General features: G+C 66.8%; 8 protein-coding genes. 5 read left to right on the top strand and 3 right to left on the bottom strand.

Annotation, left to right across the window (positions count from 1 at the left end; genetic code table 11):
* Positions 1–197 precede the first annotated feature (197 nt).
* Together MEU52_RS05710 and MEU52_RS05705 are read left to right on the top strand one after the other, a co-directional pair.
* On the top strand, positions 198–1,334 hold the full coding sequence (locus MEU52_RS05710) for a helix-turn-helix transcriptional regulator (RefSeq protein ID WP_238119194.1): 1,137 nt from the start codon (positions 198–200) through the stop codon (positions 1,332–1,334).
* A gap of 127 nt (positions 1,335–1,461) precedes the next feature.
* Positions 1,462–2,583 (top strand): helix-turn-helix transcriptional regulator, encoded by a 1,122-nt coding sequence (locus MEU52_RS05705; protein WP_238119196.1) that lies wholly within the window; start codon positions 1,462–1,464, stop codon positions 2,581–2,583.
* 25 nt (positions 2,584–2,608) lie between these two features.
* Here MEU52_RS05705 and MEU52_RS05700 read toward each other — a convergent pair whose 3' ends face one another.
* The 3 genes from MEU52_RS05700 to MEU52_RS05690 all read right to left on the bottom strand — a co-directional run bounded on the left by MEU52_RS05700 (position 2,609) and on the right by MEU52_RS05690 (position 12,045).
* Positions 2,609–9,868 carry an autotransporter outer membrane beta-barrel domain-containing protein gene (locus MEU52_RS05700; RefSeq protein ID WP_238119198.1) on the bottom strand — a complete coding sequence of 2,420 codons (7,260 nt, stop codon included), beginning with the start codon at positions 9,866–9,868 and terminating at the stop codon, positions 2,609–2,611.
* Positions 9,869–10,243: 375 nt separating this feature from the next.
* A complete protein-coding gene (locus MEU52_RS05695; RefSeq protein ID WP_238119200.1) occupies positions 10,244–10,951 on the bottom strand; it encodes a LytR/AlgR family response regulator transcription factor in 708 nt (235 codons plus the stop codon).
* Positions 10,939–12,045, bottom strand: coding sequence for a sensor histidine kinase (locus MEU52_RS05690; protein WP_238119201.1), 1,107 nt, complete (start codon positions 12,043–12,045; stop codon positions 10,939–10,941). The genes MEU52_RS05695 and MEU52_RS05690 overlap by 13 nt, the downstream gene beginning before the upstream one ends.
* 398 nt (positions 12,046–12,443) lie before the next feature.
* Here MEU52_RS05690 and MEU52_RS05685 point away from each other — a divergent pair, with 398 nt between their 5' ends.
* From MEU52_RS05685 to MEU52_RS05675, 3 genes are read left to right on the top strand one after another with little or no spacing between them, the layout of a single operon-like run.
* Complete coding sequence (locus MEU52_RS05685; RefSeq protein WP_238119203.1) at positions 12,444–13,994, top strand: type I restriction-modification system subunit M; 1,551 nt, start codon at positions 12,444–12,446, stop codon at positions 13,992–13,994.
* On the top strand, positions 13,991–15,097 hold the full coding sequence (locus tag MEU52_RS05680) for a restriction endonuclease subunit S (RefSeq protein ID WP_238119205.1): 1,107 nt from the start codon (positions 13,991–13,993) through the stop codon (positions 15,095–15,097). Before MEU52_RS05685 ends, MEU52_RS05680 begins: the two co-directional genes overlap by 4 nt.
* Positions 15,098–15,106: 9 nt before the next feature.
* Positions 15,107–18,526 carry a DEAD/DEAH box helicase family protein gene (locus MEU52_RS05675; protein ID WP_238119207.1) on the top strand — a complete coding sequence of 1,140 codons (3,420 nt, stop codon included), beginning with the start codon at positions 15,107–15,109 and terminating at the stop codon, positions 18,524–18,526.
* The last annotated feature ends 53 nt before the right edge of the window (positions 18,527–18,579 follow it).

The raw sequence follows: 18,579 nt of genomic DNA, 5'->3' as shown, positions 1-18,579 counted from the left end.
CGGCCGCCGAGGATCGATCTCCTTCCAACTGTCACAGCCGGTCTCTGGCGGGCTTTGCCCTTCCGCTCGGTCGGCATGACGGGCAGAGCGGCACGCGGCGGGATGCGTCCGGCCCGCGTCCGCACAGAACTCCAAGCGCATGGCTCGTGTCCCGCCCGCGAAGGTCGGGGAGGGGGCGAGACCGAAGGCGGGCTCGGATGGATTTGCCGTTGTTCAACGAAGTGGTGTGCGACATCTATGATGCGGCTCTGAGTCCGGACCGGTGGCCCGCCACCCTGGATCGCATGGCCACGGTGACCGGGGCCGCGGGGATGGCGCTCCATGCCCGCACCGCTTCGGGCTGGGCCTGGTCGGCGCGTTCAGCGAGGATCGCGCCGGTGCTCGATGCCTATGTGCGGGAAGGCTGGGCGGCGCGTGACCCGTGGTTGCGGCGGCTCGCCGATGGCGCCTTGCAGCCCGGCCACGTCTATCAGGATACGGATGTCGTGGCACCGGCGGAGCTTCCGCGCCACCCTTTCTATGGGAATTTCCTGCGCCGTTTCGGCATCGGAAACCTGATGGTGGCGATCATTCCGTCCGAGCTCGGAATGCCCACCTGCCTGGTGGCCTACCGGCCGCAGTCTCGCGGCGCCTTTGCGGCGGATGAGATGCATGCGCACCTGCAGCTTGCCCGGCATGTGGAACAGGCCCTGCGGATCACGACCGTGCTCGCCCACACCGAGGCCGCCCTGCACCGGACCGCGGCGGCCTTTGATGCCATCGAGCGGCCGGCCTTCATCCTTGATGAGAAGGGGCGCGTCGTGCGGCGCAACCGCGCGGCCGAGCCGATGATCGGTCGGTATTTCGACCCCCAGTCGGTGGCGCTTCAACCGGTCGCCGTGGCGGAGCGGCCCGCATTTCAGGAGATGGTGCGCCGCGCCCTTGGCAGCGTGGGTTCGTCCGACCCTGCACTGACCGATGATGCGCCTCCGCCCGTGGGGCTCTCGGCGCGCAGCGGCAGCGATCGCATCGTGGCCTGGTGTGTGCCCCTAGCAGCGGACCCGCCGGACCGGTTGGGCCTGATGCCGCCGCAGCGCTCCGTTCTTCTCCTGGTCCAGCCTCTCCAGCAGACCCGCTTGGTGGACGTGGAGCTCATCCGCGGCGTCTACGGGCTGACCACGGGTGAGGCCAAGCTGGCCACGCTGCTGGCCGGTGGGCGCAGCGTGAAGCAGGCCGCCCGCGAGCTGGGGCTGACCGAGGGCAGCACGCGCTTCGTGCTGAACCGGATCTTCAAGAAGCTCGGGGTCCACCGGCAGTCTGATCTCGTGGCGGGCATCCTGTCCCTGCGGCGTTGACCGTGGCGGCGGAGGTCGATCCCGGAGGCTTGACGCTGGGGGCCCTGGAGGCCATCCAGATGAACGGTCGCAACGCGCTGAGTGGGGCGCATCGGCCGGTGGTTCCAGCGGCGGGAAGGGGAGTGGGATGCTTCTGGCCCAGTTCAGCGACGTGGTGCACGGGATCTATGATGCGACGCTCACCCCCGAGCATTGGCCCGCGGCGCTCGACGGCATCGCAGCGCTTGCCGGGGCGCGTGGCGCGGTCGTGTGGGCCAAGACTGCGCGTGGCTGGACCACGCCGCTTTATTCCCCCAGCCTGAAAGAGGCGATGAACGCCTACATGCAGGAAGGATGGGGTCAGCACAATCCCTGGCTGCAGGGGCGGCTGGATGCCGGCTTTCGCGTGGGGGACGTGTACCGGGACCTGGATCTTGTTTCCATCGAGGAGATGAGGAGCAATCCTTTCTACACGGATTTCCTGCGGCGCTTCGATCTTGGCCGGCAGATGGTGGCCGTCATCTATTCGCAACTGGGCAATCCCACCTGCCTCGCGGTGCATGGGGCCATGTCCCGGGCGCCCTTCCAGGCCGAGGAGATGCAGACTCATCTCATGATCGGGCGCCACTTCGAGCAATCCTTGCGCACCACCTGTGAGTTCTCGAAGCTCCAGGCGGAGCATGCCACCATGACCGCTGCGTTCGAGGCGGTCGACCGGCCCATGTTCATTCTCGATGAACAGCGCCACCCGGTGCAGATCAATCGATCCGGGCAGGACCTGATGGACAGCTATTTCGTGCGCGACCAAGGTTGCCTCAAGCCAGTCGCACCGGAGGATGAAGCCGCGTTCTCCGGGGTGGTGGAGGGGGCGCACCGCTTTGCCGGCAACGGGGAGGCCGAGCCGCGCCCCATCACCATCTCCCATAAGGACCGCACGGCGCGGATGATGCTGTGGGGCGTGCCTCTGGTGGGGGCCTCCGCCGACAAGCTGGGCCTTGGTCCGGCACAGAAGCAGGTGCTGGTGGTGGCGCAGCCGCTGCTGCAGGAAAAGTCCGTGGATCCCACGGTCATCCGTGGCGCCTATGGCCTCACCACCGGCGAAGCGCGGCTGGCCGCGCTGCTGGCGGGCGGGCGCAGCGTGAAGCAGGCGGCAGCCGAACTCGGACTGACCGAGGGCACCACCCGCTTCGTGCTGACGCGCATCTTCCAGAAGATGGGCATCCACCGCCAGGCCGAACTGGTCTCCCGCATTCTGCAGCTCGCGCGCTGAGCGCCACCCGCCTGCTGCCGGGACCTCAGAAGTTTACCGAGAGCCTCACACTGCCCATGTTGCGGGAGCTGTGCGCGGAGAAGGCGCCTTCATACTCGGCCCTGAGGTTGATGCCGTGCTGAAGGGCGGCGAGGTCGAGGCCGGCGCCCACGCGGCCGAAGACCGTGTCCAGCGGCAGCACCACATCGAGGCCGCTGAGCCCCAGCGGCGCCCCCACCAGGGCGGTGGTGGAGGTCCAGGCATCGGTGGTGGAGAAGGTGGCGCCGAACCGCGCATAGCCCCGCAGCACGAAGTCCGGATCAAGATTGATGCGTGTGCCAAGCTCCAGGCCCGGGGTGGTGAGCCCGGTCCATTGGTCGCTGCCGTTCACCACCCGATTGAGCACGCCGGCGCCGGTTTCCGTGTCGCCCGACAGGCTGGTGTATAGAAGGTCGAGGTCCATGTAGGGACGGACATAGGCGTGTTCGCTTCCCACCGTGTAGGCCACCCGGGCCCGCCCGCCCAGGCCCCACACGTCGCTGGTGGACTGGGCGACGCCGCCGATGGTGCCGAGATAGATGGCGCGGCTGTTGTCGAAACTGCCATAGGAGCCGCTGAGGGCGGCGGCGAGCAGCCACGGGCCGGTTTCGTATTTCAGCGTCGCCCCAGCCCAGCCGCTGGCGCCATCAATGGAGAGATTGGCGGAGCTGATACGGCTGTCGTCATAGCCGCCGGCGAAGCCCAGGAACCAGCCGTCCGCCACCTCCTTCTGCAGGCCCATGGCGAAGCTGTAGGTGGTGCTGCCATAGCCGCCGGCGGCATCAAAGCCGTTCTGGTCGAACGTCTGGCCCGCGCCGACTGCCCACATGCAGCTGGTCTGGGTGACGATGGCGGTCTGGCCCTGGAATTGCGGGCAGCTCATCAGCCGGTCGAGATGCTGCTGGGCGAGCGCGATGCTCTCGCCGGCCGGCGCATTGACCGTGCCTTCGCCGAGTTGCCCCAGGGCATTCGCATAAGCACCAGGGGTCAGGTTCGAGAGATGGCCGAAGACCGGGCCATAGCCGGCGCCGCCACTGTTCCAGATGCCTTGCAGATAGTGCGCCACCCGCTGCTCGATGGCATTGAGGCGGCCGGAGTTGGAGAAGTCGGCGGTGGCGACCACCGAATAGGCGCCGTCGGACTTGTCGACCACATAGTCAAAGACATTGCTGGTGGAACCCTCAAGGGTGCCCACCGCAACCCCATCCACCTCCAGGAAGGTGAGCTTGCGGTTCGGCAGCAGCGAAGAGGCCTCCACTTCCACACGGCCGCTGAGCTCCGCATTGCCGCCCACCGACAGCAGATCGATGGTGCCGGCGGAGAAGTCGGCATTGGCGATGATGACGCCGGAGCTGCTTTGGGTGAACGATCCGGCCAGCCGGGTCGTCCGGTCGCTGTCCAGCGCACCCAGCACCAGCGTGCCGTCATTCACCAGATGGCCGGCCATGGCGCTGCCGGCCACCAGCGTGCCGTCGCTGGCATTGGTGAAGGTGCCGTAGGTGGCGCCCGATGTGGCAGCAAGCGCCTGCCCATTGGAGAAGGTGCTGCCGGAGGTGAGATCCCAATTGCCGGCCACCGCGCCATGATTGGTCACGTTGGTGATGCCCTCGCCGGTGGAGCGGATGGCGAGGTTGGAGGTGGCGCTGAGGAAGCCGGTGGACGAGATCAGGATGGAATTGGTGGTCTTGTCCGTGTCCACCCAGATGGCGGTGCCATCTTCGCCATAGCCGCCGATCACCGAGCCGTTCACGGTGATGGAAACGCCGCCGCTCGACGAGGTGCTATAGCCATTCTGGCCGACGCTCTGGGCGAAGATGCCCACCGCGTTTTCGCCGGTGGTGTAGATGAGCCCGCCCGCGCCTTGGGTGATCGTCACCTTGCCGCCGCTGCCCAGGGAGCCGGTTCCGCCGGTCGAGCCGGCAATCACCGACAGCCCGTCATTGCTGGACCTCACACCGCCGCCGGCGCCCACGCTCTGGGCGAAGATGCCATAGGCGCTCGCGCCGGTGGTGGTGATGGAGCTGTTGCCGGTGTTGACGGAGACATCGCCGCCATTGCCGGAAGTCGCGAAATTGGGCCCATCCTGCGATGTCGCCATGCTCATGGTGGTGGTTCCGCCGGCAAAGCCGACGATGCCGCCGCCGCCGCCCACCGACTGGGCGAAGATGGCGTGCGCGCCATCGCCCGATGTGGCGATTGAACTGTCGTCATGCAGCGCCACGCTGACCGTGCCGCCATTGGAATAACCGGTGGCGCCACCGAGCTCGTAAACGCCGGTTTTGGTGCTGCTGCCCGCCTGGCGGAACACCAGGCCGCCACCGCCGCCGATGCTCTGCGCCAGGATGCCATAGGCATTCGCCCCGCTGGTCGCGATGGTGAGATAAGGCAGGTTCGCGGCATCGAATGTCACCGCCCCGCCATCGCCGATCACCCCGGAGCCACCCGCAGACAGGGAGACGTCTCCGCCGAATTGCAGGATGCCGGGTGTCAGGGTGAAGCCGTCGCCCGCCACGCCACCTCCGCCACCAACGGACTGGAGGAACACGGCCATGGCGGCGTCGCCGGCGGTGGTGATGCTGGAGGGCCCGCTGCCGCTCGCCGAGGCCAGGGTGACGCTGGCGCCATTGCCCATATCGGCGGAGGAAAGGCCGCGGCTGGCGCCGAGGGAGAAATAGCCGCTGGAATTGGTCTGTGCCGACCCTGCCGCGCCGCCGCCGCCGCCCACGCTCTGCGCCAGGATGCCATAGGAGGCATAACCGGCGGTGGAGATCACCGAATCCGCGAGGGTCACGGTCACCGTGCCACCGTCGCCGGCGGCGCCGCCGGTGGCGCCAAGGGCGATGTTGGCATTGAGCTTCATGATGCTGCCGAAGCCGGCCGAGCCGCCCGCCACCGCCGCGCCGCTATCGCCACCGCCGCCGCCGATGGACTGCGCCGCCACCGCGGTGGAATAATCACCCAGGGTGGCGACCGTGCTGTCGGTGAGCGCAACCTTCACCGCGCCGCCATCGCCCCCGGTGCCGCCCTCGCCACCCAAAGAAAGGGAAAAATTGACGGAGGGCAGGAAATTGCTGAGGGAGTCGCGCATGGCCTGGGACCAGCCGGCCCCATCCTGAACCTTCTTCAGGATATCGGTCATGTAGTTCGCGATGCCGCTCACGAACTTCTTGTCCGCCTTCAGGTCATCGATGACGTTGGGATCGTCGGAGGAGCCCGAGGAGCCGGCCGAGCCGCCCTTGCCGCCGCCGCCGCCCACGCTCATGGCGGAAATGCCGGTGGCGCCCTCCGCGCTGGTGGTCACTGTGGTGCCGGTGAGGGCCACGTTCACCGTCCCGCCATCACCGCCGCTGCCGCCCGTATTGCCGGTCTTGATGGTGACGGAAGAGGTGAGCTTACCCGCCGTCCAGCCGGTGGTGGAGCCGTTGATGACCTTGCCCACCTCATCGAGGCTCGGCAAACCCACCTGGTACGAGCCGCCGCCCGAATTGCCGCCGCCGCCGCCGGTGCTTTCCGCGTAGATGCCAATGGCGCCGTCGCCATAGGTCTGGATGGAGGTGCCATCGAAGGTGGCCACGCTCACATTACCGCCGGTGCCGCCCCCGGTGCCGGTGCCGCCGAGGGTCACTCCCAGCTTGAGGGCCGTGCTGCCGCTGGTGCCGTTCTGGGTGGAGCCGGAGCCGGAGCCCGCATTGCCGCCGCCGCCGCCCACCGACTGAGCGACCAGACCGTAGGCCGCATCTCCCAGCGTGACGATCTGCACCGGATGGCTCGCCGCATTGGCATCGGCCACGCCATTGGTGCCGCCGAGGGTGACGTTCACCGCCCCGCCATTGCCGCTGGTGCCGCCATCGGAGCCCAGATTGAGCGTGAGGTCCATGTTGTAATTGGCCTGCCCGCTGACCTTGGACAGGGTCTTGAAGCCGAAGGTGGTGGAATTGGACGAGGAGTCGCCGCCCGAGCCGCCGCCCCCGCCGATGGACTGCGCCACCAGCGCATGGGCGCCATTGCCATAGGTCAGGATGCCGACATCCTCGGCGAGGTTGAGGGTCGCCGTGCCGCCATTGCCGCCGCCGCCGCCATCGCCGCCCGCGGAATAGGTGAGGGAGACGGCGAAGCCGGAAAGGCCCTCGCTCCCCGGAATGGTGACATCCTGCACGAAGGCCTTCGCGGCCGACGATCCGCCCAGGCCACCGCCGCCGCCGACGGACTGCACGACCACGCCGAAGGAATCCACCGCCAGCGGATCAAGCACGGTGCCATAGGCGGCATCTTCCGGATTGGTGGCGTCCTGCACGCTGGCGGCGGTCACGATGGTGGTCTTGGACAGGTTCACCGACACCGCGCCGCCATTGCCGCCACTGCCGCCACTGCCGCCCGCCGCCACCGCTGCGCCGAAGCCGGCGCTGGCGGTGAGGTCGAAGGCCGAGCCGCCCGTGCCGCCGCCGCCGCCGACGGACTGCGCCACGATGCCCACCGACTGCGATCCCAGGGTCTTGATGGCAAGGTCGGTGCCGGTCAGGGTTACGGTGCCACCCGCCCCGCCGTCGCCACCCGCCCCGCCGATGGCAAGGCTCACCCCCGCCGACGTTGCGGTGACATTGCCGCCGGCACCGCCGCCACCGCCCACCGACTGGGCGAGGATGGCAGCCGCCAGGTCCCCTTCGGTGGAGATGGTGCCGCCCGTATTCACGGTCACAGCGCCGCCGCCGCCACCGCCGCCCCCCTGGCCGCCGATGGACGCAAGATTGTCGGCCGAGCCGCCGGCCCCGCCACCGCCGCCGATGCTCTGGGCCAGGATGCCGATGCCGTTGAAGCCCGTGGTGAGGATGGAACCCAGGTTCGTCACCTGGACGGCGCCGCCATTGGTGGCGAAGCCGGCGGAGCCGCCCAGGCCCGTATTGGCCATGTCCAGATTGCCGCCATCGCCGCCATCACCCGAAATGGACTGGGCCAGGATGCCAACGGCGGCCATGCCGCTGGTGCTGAGGGAGCCGGTGGCCGAATTGGTGGCGATCACCTCGCCCACCACGCCGGCCGACGCGCCCGTACCGGCCGAGACGAAGAAGATGCCGCCGGTCTGGCCGCCGCCACCGCCGCCGCCGGTGGCGGCCACGGCCTGGATGGCGGCGGAATCGTCGCCCAGGGTGGTGATGACGCCGTTGTTCACGGCCTCCACCGCCGTCAGCACGCCATTGACGGTGGAGCCGGCCTGGCCGCCCGTGCCGCCATCGCCGCCATGACTCGATCCGACGTTCGAGACGGTGTTGCCGTTGCCGCCAAAGCCGCTGATGCTGATGGCCACGAGGCCCCCGGAGGCATCGCCCTTGGTGGTGATGGCGGCGCCGGCATCCACCGTGGCGCTGACGAAGCCGCTATTGCCGCCATTGCCACCATTGCGCGGGCTGCCGGTCATGTTGACCTCGCCAATGCCGCCATTGCCACCGGCCCCGCCCGCGGAATAGGCGATCACGCCGGCGGACGAATAGCCATTGGTGGTGACGTTGGAACCCGCCCCGAGCTCCACCGTGACGGAACCGCCCGATCCCGCATTGCCGCCGCCGCCGGCATCGCCGGAATTGCCCGACTTGCGGTCGCCGCCATTGCCGCCATTGCCGCCGGTGGAGAGGGCGACGAGGCCCGCCGAATAATCACCATTGGTGGCCACGGACGTATTGCTCAGGTTCACGGTCACCGCGCCGGCGCTGCCGCCCGCCGAGCCATTGCCGGCGTCGGAGTTCCAGCCGTAATAGCTCGCGCCGTCGCCCGCCACCCCGCCGATGGCCGCCGCCACCACGCCCGGCGCCAGGGTGCCGGAGGCGGTGATCCTCGTCCCATTGGAGAGGCTGACCGACAGGGCCCCCGCCGAGCCACCCGCGCCGCCATCCGTCTTACTGCCGCCGTAGGGCTCGCCATCATTGTCCTTCGAATTGCCGGTGCCGCCGGCGCCGCCCGCATTGCGCGCCTCCACGCCGGCCATGGCATTGCCCGAAACGGACACCTGTGCGCCGGTGATGCTCACGCTGGTGAGGGTGTCGCCGATGCCCGCGTCGCCGCCAGTGCCGGCGGTCGCATCATTGCCATAGGTCAGGCCGCCGTCCCGGCCCTGGGAGAGGGCGGCTACCGCCGCGCCGCTCAGCGCGGTGCTGGCCAGCTTGCCCGTGTCGTCATAGGCGATGGCCCCTGCGGTGTTCTGCGCCACCACGGTCACGTCGGCATCGGCGGTGAGGGTCACAACCGCGCCATAGGCGCTGCCACCCGCACCGCCATTAAAGCCCTCCTGCGCCTTGTTTGGGCTCTCCCCGCCTTCGGACCCGGCGACCACGCCATAGAGCTGGGATTCGCCAACGCCCGGTCCGGCGCCCTGCCAGGTCCAATAGACGCTCACCGGCGCGGTGCTATAAACGCTCGCGAAACCGCCGGAGCCACCAAAACGCGCGTCGCTCGCCGTGCTTTCGCCTGCAGATCCGCCGAACGAGGACGCCTGCAAGGCGCTGATAGCGCCACCCACACTGCCGCCCGTGGACCCCACGACGAACGAGGTGGCGCTGCCAATATTGACCGCCGCATAATTCTCCAGCTGCACGGTGCCGCCAAAGCCGCCCGAGCCGCCGCTTGCGCCCTCGCCGCCATCCCCGCCTGTGGCGGTCGCGAGCACCAGGGCAAGGCCCCCAGGGAACTCCCCTAGGGCGGTGATGGTCTGGGAGTTGCTGACATAGACACCGCCCAGCGCGCTGCCGCCATTGCCGCCGGCATAGGCATTGTCGTCGCCGGAATACTTGCCGCCATTGCCGCCCACGGCCTGGCCCAGCAGGGAAGAGACCGGAGTGTATGACGAGGCGTCCCCGGTGATGGTGATGGCGCCGGACTCATGGGCAATCAGATTGAGATAGCCCGCCGCGCCGCCGTCCTGCGCGCGGCTGGAGCTGGAGTCCGTGCCCGCCACCCCCAGCGCGCTGGCGGAGACGCCGGCGGCCGTGTCGCCCCCGACGGCGATGTTGAAGGTGCCGTAATCATCCACCGAAAGCGCGCCCGCGCTGGTGGACACCGGTGCGGTGTAGCTCCCCGCCGAAATGGTGCAGGCGACGCCGCCGGAGGCCTGGTTGCAGTTGGGCACGGCCGTCTGTGCCAGGACCGCCCCGCTGGAAATGGCCATGAACAGGGGCGCGAGGGAGAGCGCGCCGAGGGGCAGATCCCAAGTGATGGAACGCCGCACGGGGGCGCGCGATGCCCGTGCGAAAGGGGGCCGGCCGGCATCAGGATTCAGCACGGGAGATCTCCAGGGAAAACAGCAGCGGGCGCAGGTGTGGGGCGCGGGCATGCTTCCGCAGGAAGTCCCGTTCTTCGCGACGCCCCGCCCGGCGTGGCTTCAAGTGAGGGATGAATGGAGTGTGGATGAAGATCTCAGCTCCATTCGGGCATTGATCTTCAGGTGAACGGTGGATGGCGGCTCAACATGCGCATCGGTCATCCATGCTCCGTCTCCAAACCTCTGCGTGACGGTTGATCCGGCTGCAATGACATGACGCATGTCGTGGGTGGCCGCCGTCTGCCGGCCATTGTTCCGCGCATGCGCGCACCGACAAGCGTCATTCGATGAGCCTGCCGGAATCCTCGATGAAACGGCGCATGGGGCGCTAAAGGCTCAGGCGGGCCTGCTGGTCGCCTCACGGAGCCGCCGCGCGGCCGCGCGACCGAGGGCGAGGGGGCGCGTCTCGGCCCCCAGAATGACCTGAACCCGCCCGCCGTCCGCGTTTTCCACCCGACGCACTTGCGCGAGATTGACGATGACGGAACGGCTGAGGCGGCGAAACGGCGGGTCGGGCAGCTCGCTCTCGAACTGGCCGAGGAGACGGCAGACCAGGAGATCCTTGTCCTCGCTGACATGGATGCGGGTGAAGTCGCCTTCCGCGGCCAGCGCCAGGATCCGGGCATGGGGCACCAGCACCTGCCGGCCGGGCAGCGTGAGCCGCAGCTTGTCCTCGCGATCGGCGGTCGGGCTACGGCGCAGGCGCAGGCGCTGCAATGCCAGCGCCAGCCGTTCCGGCTCCACCGGCTTCATCAGGAAATCCGTGGCCGCCACGTCGAACGCTTCCACCGCATAACGGCTGTAGGCGGTGACGAACACCACCTCGGGCGCGGGGGCGAGGGCGCGAAGGGCTTCAAAGCCCTTGCCGTCGCCCAGCTCCACATCGAGAAAGACCACGTCGGGCCGGATCGCGGCAAGGGCGGCGCGCGCCTCGGCGAGGCTTGCCGCCTCGCCGGCCACGATCACATCCGCATGGGCCGCCAGGAGGCGCTTCAGGCTGCGGCGGGCCGGCGGCTCGTCGTCCACCACCATCACCCGTAGCATAGGGACCCCTCGAGGCTGATGCGGGCCACCACCTGCGGCCCCTCCTGTGCGACGGCGAAATGATGTCGTCCGGGATAATGCAGCTCCAGCCTGCGCCGGATGTTCGCCAGCCCGAGCCCGGCGGGGGACCGCGCCCCGGGCGCATAGGTGCCGGGGTTGGCGACGGTGATGGACAGCACATCGCCGTCGACCCGCGCCTCCACCTTGATCCGCAGCGGTGCGCCGGTGCTGGGACGCAGGCCGTGCTTGGTGGCGTTCTCCAGCAGCCCCTGGAGGATGAGGTGGGGCACGCGAAAGTCCGCAGCCTCGGCCGCCAGCGCCACCGTGCAGGTAAGGCTGCTGTCGAACCGCAGCTCCTGGATCCGCAGGTAAGACCGCGCTGCCTCGATCTCGTCGGCGAGGCGGCAGGCCGAGCGATCCTGATGATCCAGGCAATACCGCATGTAGCTGGAGATCCGGCGCACCATCTCCAGGGCGATGTCCGGCCGCTCGGGGATCTCCGCCGTGACCGTGTTGAGCGCATTGAAGAGGAAATGCGGATCAAGCTGCACCCGCAATTGCTGCAGCTCCGCCCGCGCCGCTGCCGATTGCGCCTCGGAGCGGCGCAACTGCTCATTGCGCGCGGCGAGGTCCGCCGTCAGCCAGAAATAGCCCAGCGCCCAGCCGAGGAAGATGGCGGTGTAGTAGAGCATGGGCACGATGCGCCCGCCGAACGCCCTCTGGAATTCCCCGGTGGAGAAGGCGAGCGCGCGCAGGCCCTCGGCGGCGGCCATCTCGATGGCGCCGCCAGCCAGGGCGGCCAGCACCACCAGCGGAATGAGCTTCAGGCCGGGAAACTGCGGCCGTGGCTGGCGCCGCAGAAGCGCATGGGCGATGCCCGTGAGGCCGAAGCCGATGCTGTCCAGAACCAGGGTGAGAATGACTGCATCGAGCAGATTGCCGAAGAACACCGCCCGCGTGGCGATGCCCAGCATGGAGATCAGCAGCCAGGCCGCCAGATTGGCCTGCCAGAAGCCGGAGATGCGCGCCAGCAGCGGCCGCCGGAGCGGGGCGGCGCGGGGGGCCTCGAAGGCGTGGTCGTCGGTGGCCGTCATCGCTTCTATGGTCCCGCGCCGTTTCGCTCACATCGTCCCGAGCGCGCGCCTCGGGCCGCAGGATGTCAGCAAAAGACCGCCGGGTCACGTAGCCAAGCGGCATGGCCCCGGGGCAAGACATCGCCCGCGGGCTGGACGTGGCAAGCCTCAGCAAGCGGCGCGTCCATGGGCACCACGAGCGGCGATGCGCGGGCGGACGGGAGAGCCCTCGGGGGCGCGCTCGGCGCGCACCACCCAAGCGTGTTTCATCAAGTCACCCGATACCGCCTCACAGGGCCATGTGAGGCGGCGGCATGGCGACGCGACAAGATGTGCAGCGTTGCCCGGTCGGCTTTGCCGTTGCGGTTCCGCTCGCTAATGTCACCGGCTGAAACGGTGAATCTGCAGGGACGTGTCGCGTGCTGACAGGCGAATTGAGAACCAGGATCGACGCCATCTGGAACGCGTTCTGGGCGGGCGGCATCGCCAACCCGATCGAGGTGATCGAACAGATCACCTACCTGCTCTTCATCCGCGGCCTGGACGAGCTCCAGACCCGCGAGGAGAACAAGGCCGCCATGACGCGCAAGCCCATGGGGCGCGTCATCTTCCCGGCGGGGGTCTATCGCAAGGACCGTGACGGCGCCGACGTCACCTATGACGAATTGCGCTGGTCGCGGCTGAAGAATGCCGAGCCGGCCCGCATGTTCACGCTGATGGCGGATTTCGTCTTCCCCTTCCTGCGCGAGATGGCGGAGGAGGGCACCGCCCATGCCGAGCACATGAAGGGCGCGCGCTTCACCATCCCCACCCCCGGCCTGCTCACCAAGGTGGTGGACATGCTGGCGGAGATCCCGCTGGAGGACCGCGACACCAAGGGCGACCTTTACGAATACATGCTGGCGAAGATCGCCACCGCCGGCCAGAATGGCCAGTTCCGCACGCCGCGCCACATCATCCAGCTGATGGTGGAACTGACCGCGCCCACCCCGAAGGACGTGATCTGCGATCCGGCGAGCGGCACCTGCGGCTTTCTGGTGGCGGCGGGGGAATATCTGCGCGAGCACCATAAGGGTCTGTTCCGCGATGCCGCGCTCAACCGGCATTTCCACACCGGCCTATTCCACGGCTATGATTTCGACCAGACCATGCTGCGCATCGGCTCCATGAACATGCAGCTGCATGGGGTGGACGGAGCCGACATCCGCTATCGGGATTCGCTCGCCTCCGGCCATGGGGACGACAAGGATAAATATTCGCTCATCCTCGCCAATCCGCCCTTCGCCGGCTCGCTGGATTATGAGACGACGAGCGCGGACCTTCTCGCCATCGTCAAGACCAAGAAGACCGAGCTTCTGTTCATGGCGCTGTTCCTGAAGCTCCTGAAGCCCGGCGGGCGGGCGGCAGTGATCGTGCCGGATGGGGTGCTGTTCGGCTCCTCCACCGCGCACAAGGCGATCCGCCGCATGCTGGTGAAGGACCATAAGCTGGATGCCATCGTGAAGCTGCCCTCGGGCGTGTTCCGGCCCTATGCCGGGGTGTCCACGGCCATCGTGCTGTTCACCAAGACCGATTCCGGCGGCACCGACCAGGTGTGGTTCTATGACGTCGCGGCGGACGGCATGAGCCTCGACGACAAGCGCCAGATGCTGGTGGACGAGGACAAGTTCGGCCCGGTGCCGCAGGCGGCCTTGAGCGCCGAGGAGCACGCCAAGAACAACCTGCCCGATGTGGTGGCCCGCTGGAGGGAGCGCGCCGGCGCGGAGCGGCAGAACCCGCGCACGGCGCAGAGCTTTTGCGTGAGCGCGCAGGAGATCGCCGCGGCGGACTACGATTTGTCCCTCAACCGCTACAAGGAGGTGGTGCACGAAGCCGCCGAACACCGCCCGCCAAAGGAGATTATCGCGGAATTGCTGGCGCTGGAGGACGAGATTGCCGCCGGGCTGAAAGAGCTGGAGGCGATGCTGTGAAACATTCGCCTAACGATTCTGTATCCGTTGAGGAATTCTGTATTACTGGCAGTGGAGGCACACCCAGCCGTTCGAACTCCGATTTTTATGGAGGCTCCATCCCTTGGGTGAAGTCAGGAGAATTGCGTGAAACTATAATTCTCGATACAGAAGAAAAAATTACCGAAGAGGCTATTAATAAAAGCTCAGCCAAGATTGTACCTGAAGGCGCTATACTATTGGCCATGTATGGTGCCACGATTGGACGGTTAGCAATACTTGGTGTTGAGGCGGCCACCAACCAAGCGGTTTGCAACATTCGACCCGACGTGACTGTGGCTGATACGCGGTATGTCTACAGAGCGCTTGAAGCGAAAGTGCCCGAATTGATTGGGCAAGCCAGCGGAGGGGCTCAGCCGAACATTAGCCAAGAAAAAATTCGAAAACTTCGGATCCCCCTCCCGCCCCTCGACGAGCAGAAGCGGATTGCGGCGATCCTGGACAAGGCCGATGCGCTGCGGCGCAAGCGCCGGCAGGCCCTCGCCCTCCTCGACAGCCTCACCCAGTCGATCTTTCTGGAGATGTTCGGGGACCCGAAAACTGAACCCAACAGATGGCCAACGGTCAGCTTTGCAGAAGCATGTCGGGATGAGACCTCAAAATCACCTAAGGTCCTCCGAGGGAACTATGCGGAAGAGGGAGATATCCCAGTTGTAGATCAGGGACAGAAGCTGATCGCTGGCTATACCAATCAGGAAAACGTATGCGTCAGTCGTGGCCCGATCACCCTGTTCGGCGACCATACCCGGGCTGTTAAATTCATAGACTTTGATTTTGCAATCGGAGCCGATGGCGCTAAGGCCCTAAAGGCTTCAGAATGTTACGAGCCGATATTTTTTGCTGCACTGCTATCAAGGCTTCCGATTCCTGACCTCGGTTATTCTCGTCACATGAGGGAAGTGAAGAAACTGCGATTCCCGGTTCCGGACTTTGATCTACAATCTTTATATGCGAAGAAAAGGAGTGGATTGCGCGTTCAGGAGCGGATTCTCGCTAATGCCGTTCTGATGGATGATTCCCTCTTCGCCTCCCTCCAGCATCGCGCCTTCACCGGCCAGCTCTGAGACGCGCCCATGTCCAACTTCGCCTTCCTCGCCAGCGAGTTCCCGGAGATCTTCGACAGCGCGAAGAAGGCGGAAGGCTATGTCATCAGCGATCCGCGCTCGGCGGCCTTCTATGCGCGGCGCACGGTGGAGCTGGCCGTGCAATGGGTTTATCGCAACGATGGCGCCCTCACCTTTCCCTATGACGATCGCATCTCGGCGCTCATCCACGAGCCGAGCTTCAAGGCCCGCGCCGGGCAGGCGGTGTTCACCAAGGCGAAGCTCATCGTCTCCATTGGCAACCGCGCCGTCCATGAGGCCCGCGACACCCCGGCCAAGGACGCCGAGGGGGCGGTGCGTGAGCTGTTCCATCTGTGCTTCTGGCTGGCGCGCACCTATGCCAAGGCCCCGCCGCCGGACACCCTCGCCTTCGACCCGGCCCAGCTCACGCAGCGGGACGATCTGGTCCGCAAGGCGTTCAAGGAGCTGACCCGGCTCAAGGCCGAGATGGAGGCCAAGGACCACGCCTTCGCCGCGCTGCTGCGCGACAAGGGCGATCTTGACGCCGAGCTGAAAGCCGCCCGCGCCGCGCGCGACGCCATCCGCAAGGCCAATGCGCAGCGGCCCGACACCCACGATTATTCCGAGGCGGAAACCCGCGACCGCTTCATCGACCTCTTGCTGAAGGAAGCCGGCTGGCCCCTCGACCAGGCGCGCGACCGGGAATTTCCCGTCACCGGCATGCCCAATGGGGACGGCAAAGGCTTCGTCGACTACGTGCTGTGGGGTGACGACGGCAAGCCTTTGGGTCTGGTGGAGGCCAAGCGCACCCGCCGCAGCGAGCATGAGGGCCGCCAGCAGGCCAAGCTCTATGCGGACGGCCTGGAAGCGCAGTTCGGCCAGCGCCCGGTGATCTTCACCACCAACGGCTACGATCACTGGATGTGGGACGATGCCAGCTATCCGCCGCGCAAGGTCTCCGGCTTCTACAAGAAGGACGAGCTTGAGCTTTTGATCCAGCGGCGCACGGCGCGGCTGCCCCTTGCCGGCGTGCCGGTCAACCGCAAGATCGTCGAGCGCTATTATCAGGAGCGCGCCATCGCGCGGGTGAAGGCGGCGTTCGATACCGCCCGGCAGCGCAAGGCGCTCCTCGTCATGGCCACCGGCTCAGGCAAGACGCGCACGGTCATCGCCCTCATCGACGTCCTGATGCGCGCGGGTTGGGTGAAGCGGGTGCTCTTCCTGGCCGATCGCGTGGCGCTGGTGAACCAGGCCGCGCGCGCCTTCAAGGCGCATCTGCCGGATTCCTCTCCGGTCAATCTGGTGACCGAGAAGAACGCCGCGGGGCGGGTCTTCCTCTCCACCTACCCGACGATGATGAACCTCATCGACGAGCGCAAAGGGGAGGCCGCCCGCTTCGGCCCCGGCCATTTCGACCTCGTGGTGATCGACGAGGCGCACCGCTCCATCTACCAGCGCTATGGCGCCATCTTCGACTATTTCGACAGCCTGCTGGTGGGGCTCACCGCCACGCCGCGGGACGAGATCGATCGCAACACCTATGGCCTGTTCGACCTCGAGGAGGGCGTGCCGACCGACGCCTATTCCCTCGATCAGGCGATCGGCGACGAATGGCTGGTGCCGCCCGTCGCCGTCTCCGTGCCCCTCCACTTCCTGCGCGCGGGCATCCACTACGACGAACTGTCGGAGGCGGAGAAGGACCAGTGGGACATGCTGGAGTGGGACGAGGAGGATGGCGACCCGCCCGACAGCGTGGAGGCGGAGGCGGTCAACAAATGGCTGTTCAACGCCGACACCGTGGACAAGGTGCTGGCCCATGTGATGACCCATGGGCTGAAGGTCGCGGGCGGCGACCGCATCGGCAAGACCATCATCTTCGCGAAGAACCAGGCCCATGCGGAGTTCATCGAACAGCGCTTCAACCGGGCCTATCCCCACCTCGCCGGGCACTTTGCCCGCGTCATCACCTTCAAGACCGAATATGCGCAATCGCTGATCGATGATTTCTCGAAGAAGGACAGCGCGCCGCACATCGCCATCTCGGTGGACATGCTGGACACCGGCATCGACGTGCCCGAGGTGGTCAATCTCGTCCTGTTCAAGCTGATCCGCTCCAAGACCAAATTCTGGCAGATCATCGGGCGTGGCACGCGGCTCTGCCCGGACCTGTTCGGTCCTGGCGAGGACAAGGAGTTCTTCCGCGTCTTCGACTATTGCCAGAATCTCGAATTCTTCCGCCAGAACCCCAAGCCCGACGATGGCACGAACGCACGTTCCCTCAGCGAACGGCTGTTCGCCGCGCGGTTCGACCTCATCCGGGCACTGGATGAGAAGGCGAAGCTCTCCGCGTCGTCGGGCGTTGCCGAGGAGGGCGCCCCCTATGACGCCGGCCCTGAAGCTGCCCCGGACGAACGGGAGATCCGCGCTGCAGCGCTGGATTTCCTGAAGGCCTATGTGGCGAGCATGACGCTCGACAATTTCGTCGTGCGAGCCGAGCGCAAGCTGGTGGAGAAGTATCAGGCGCCGGAGGCCTGGGAGACGCTCACCGATGCCATGCGCGAGGAACTGATTGCGCGCGTCGCGCCCCTGCCCAACGGCCTGAAGAGCGAGCCTGAAGAGGCCAAGCGTTTCGATCTTCTGATGTTCAATCTGGAGATTACGCAACTGACGGGGGCGCGGCGCTTCGATCAGCTCAAGGCGCAGCTTGTCGAGATCGCCTCGGCCCTCGACGAGCAGACAGCGATCCCCGCCATCGCCGCTCAGCACGCGCTCATCCTCGATATCCTGTCCGATATCTGGTGGCAGGGCATCACGGTGCCGCTGCTCGAAGTGGTGCGCCTTCGCCTGCGGGGTCTCGTGCATCATATCGAGCGGCGCCGAAAGGCGATCGTCTACACCAATTTCGAAGATCGGCTGGGAGAGGCGACGGAGCTGGATCTGCCGCAGGTCGGGGAAGTCGACTTCGCGCGGTTCAAGCGCAAGGCCCGCCACTTCTTGCGCGGCCATGAAGATCACATCGCCATCGCCAAACTGCGACATGGCAAACCGCTGACCGAGACCGACATCGCGCAATTGCGGCGGATGCTGCTCGACGCCGGCGTGGGCGAAAGCCAGCATATCGAAGCGGCCAGCGCTTTGGCGCACGGCTTTGGTCTCTTTCTGCGCACGCTGGTGGGGCTCGACCGCCATGCGGTCGCCGAACGGTTCAGCGAGTTCCTGGCCGATGCGGCGGCCACCGCGCAGCAGATCGAGTTTCTCGACATGGTCATCGAGCACCTGACTGCGAACGGTTCGATGGATCCGGGCCTTTTGTATGAAAGCCCGTTCACGGACATCGCGCCGAGTGGGCCGGAGCAGGTCTTCACCCTTCAGCGCGCGCAGAAGCTGGTGACGATCATCAATGATCTCAACGCGAGCGCCGTCGGTTGAATTTTCGACGATCGCATACTGCGGGCAATGCAGGCCGAGCCTGTTTGGCTACC

This window comes from Xanthobacter sp. NM-25 (assembly GCF_022138605.1).
Taxonomy (GTDB): domain Bacteria; phylum Pseudomonadota; class Alphaproteobacteria; order Rhizobiales; family Xanthobacteraceae; genus Xanthobacter.
Note: the sequence above shows the minus strand (reverse complement) of the source record. Positions and strands in the feature narration are given on the sequence as shown.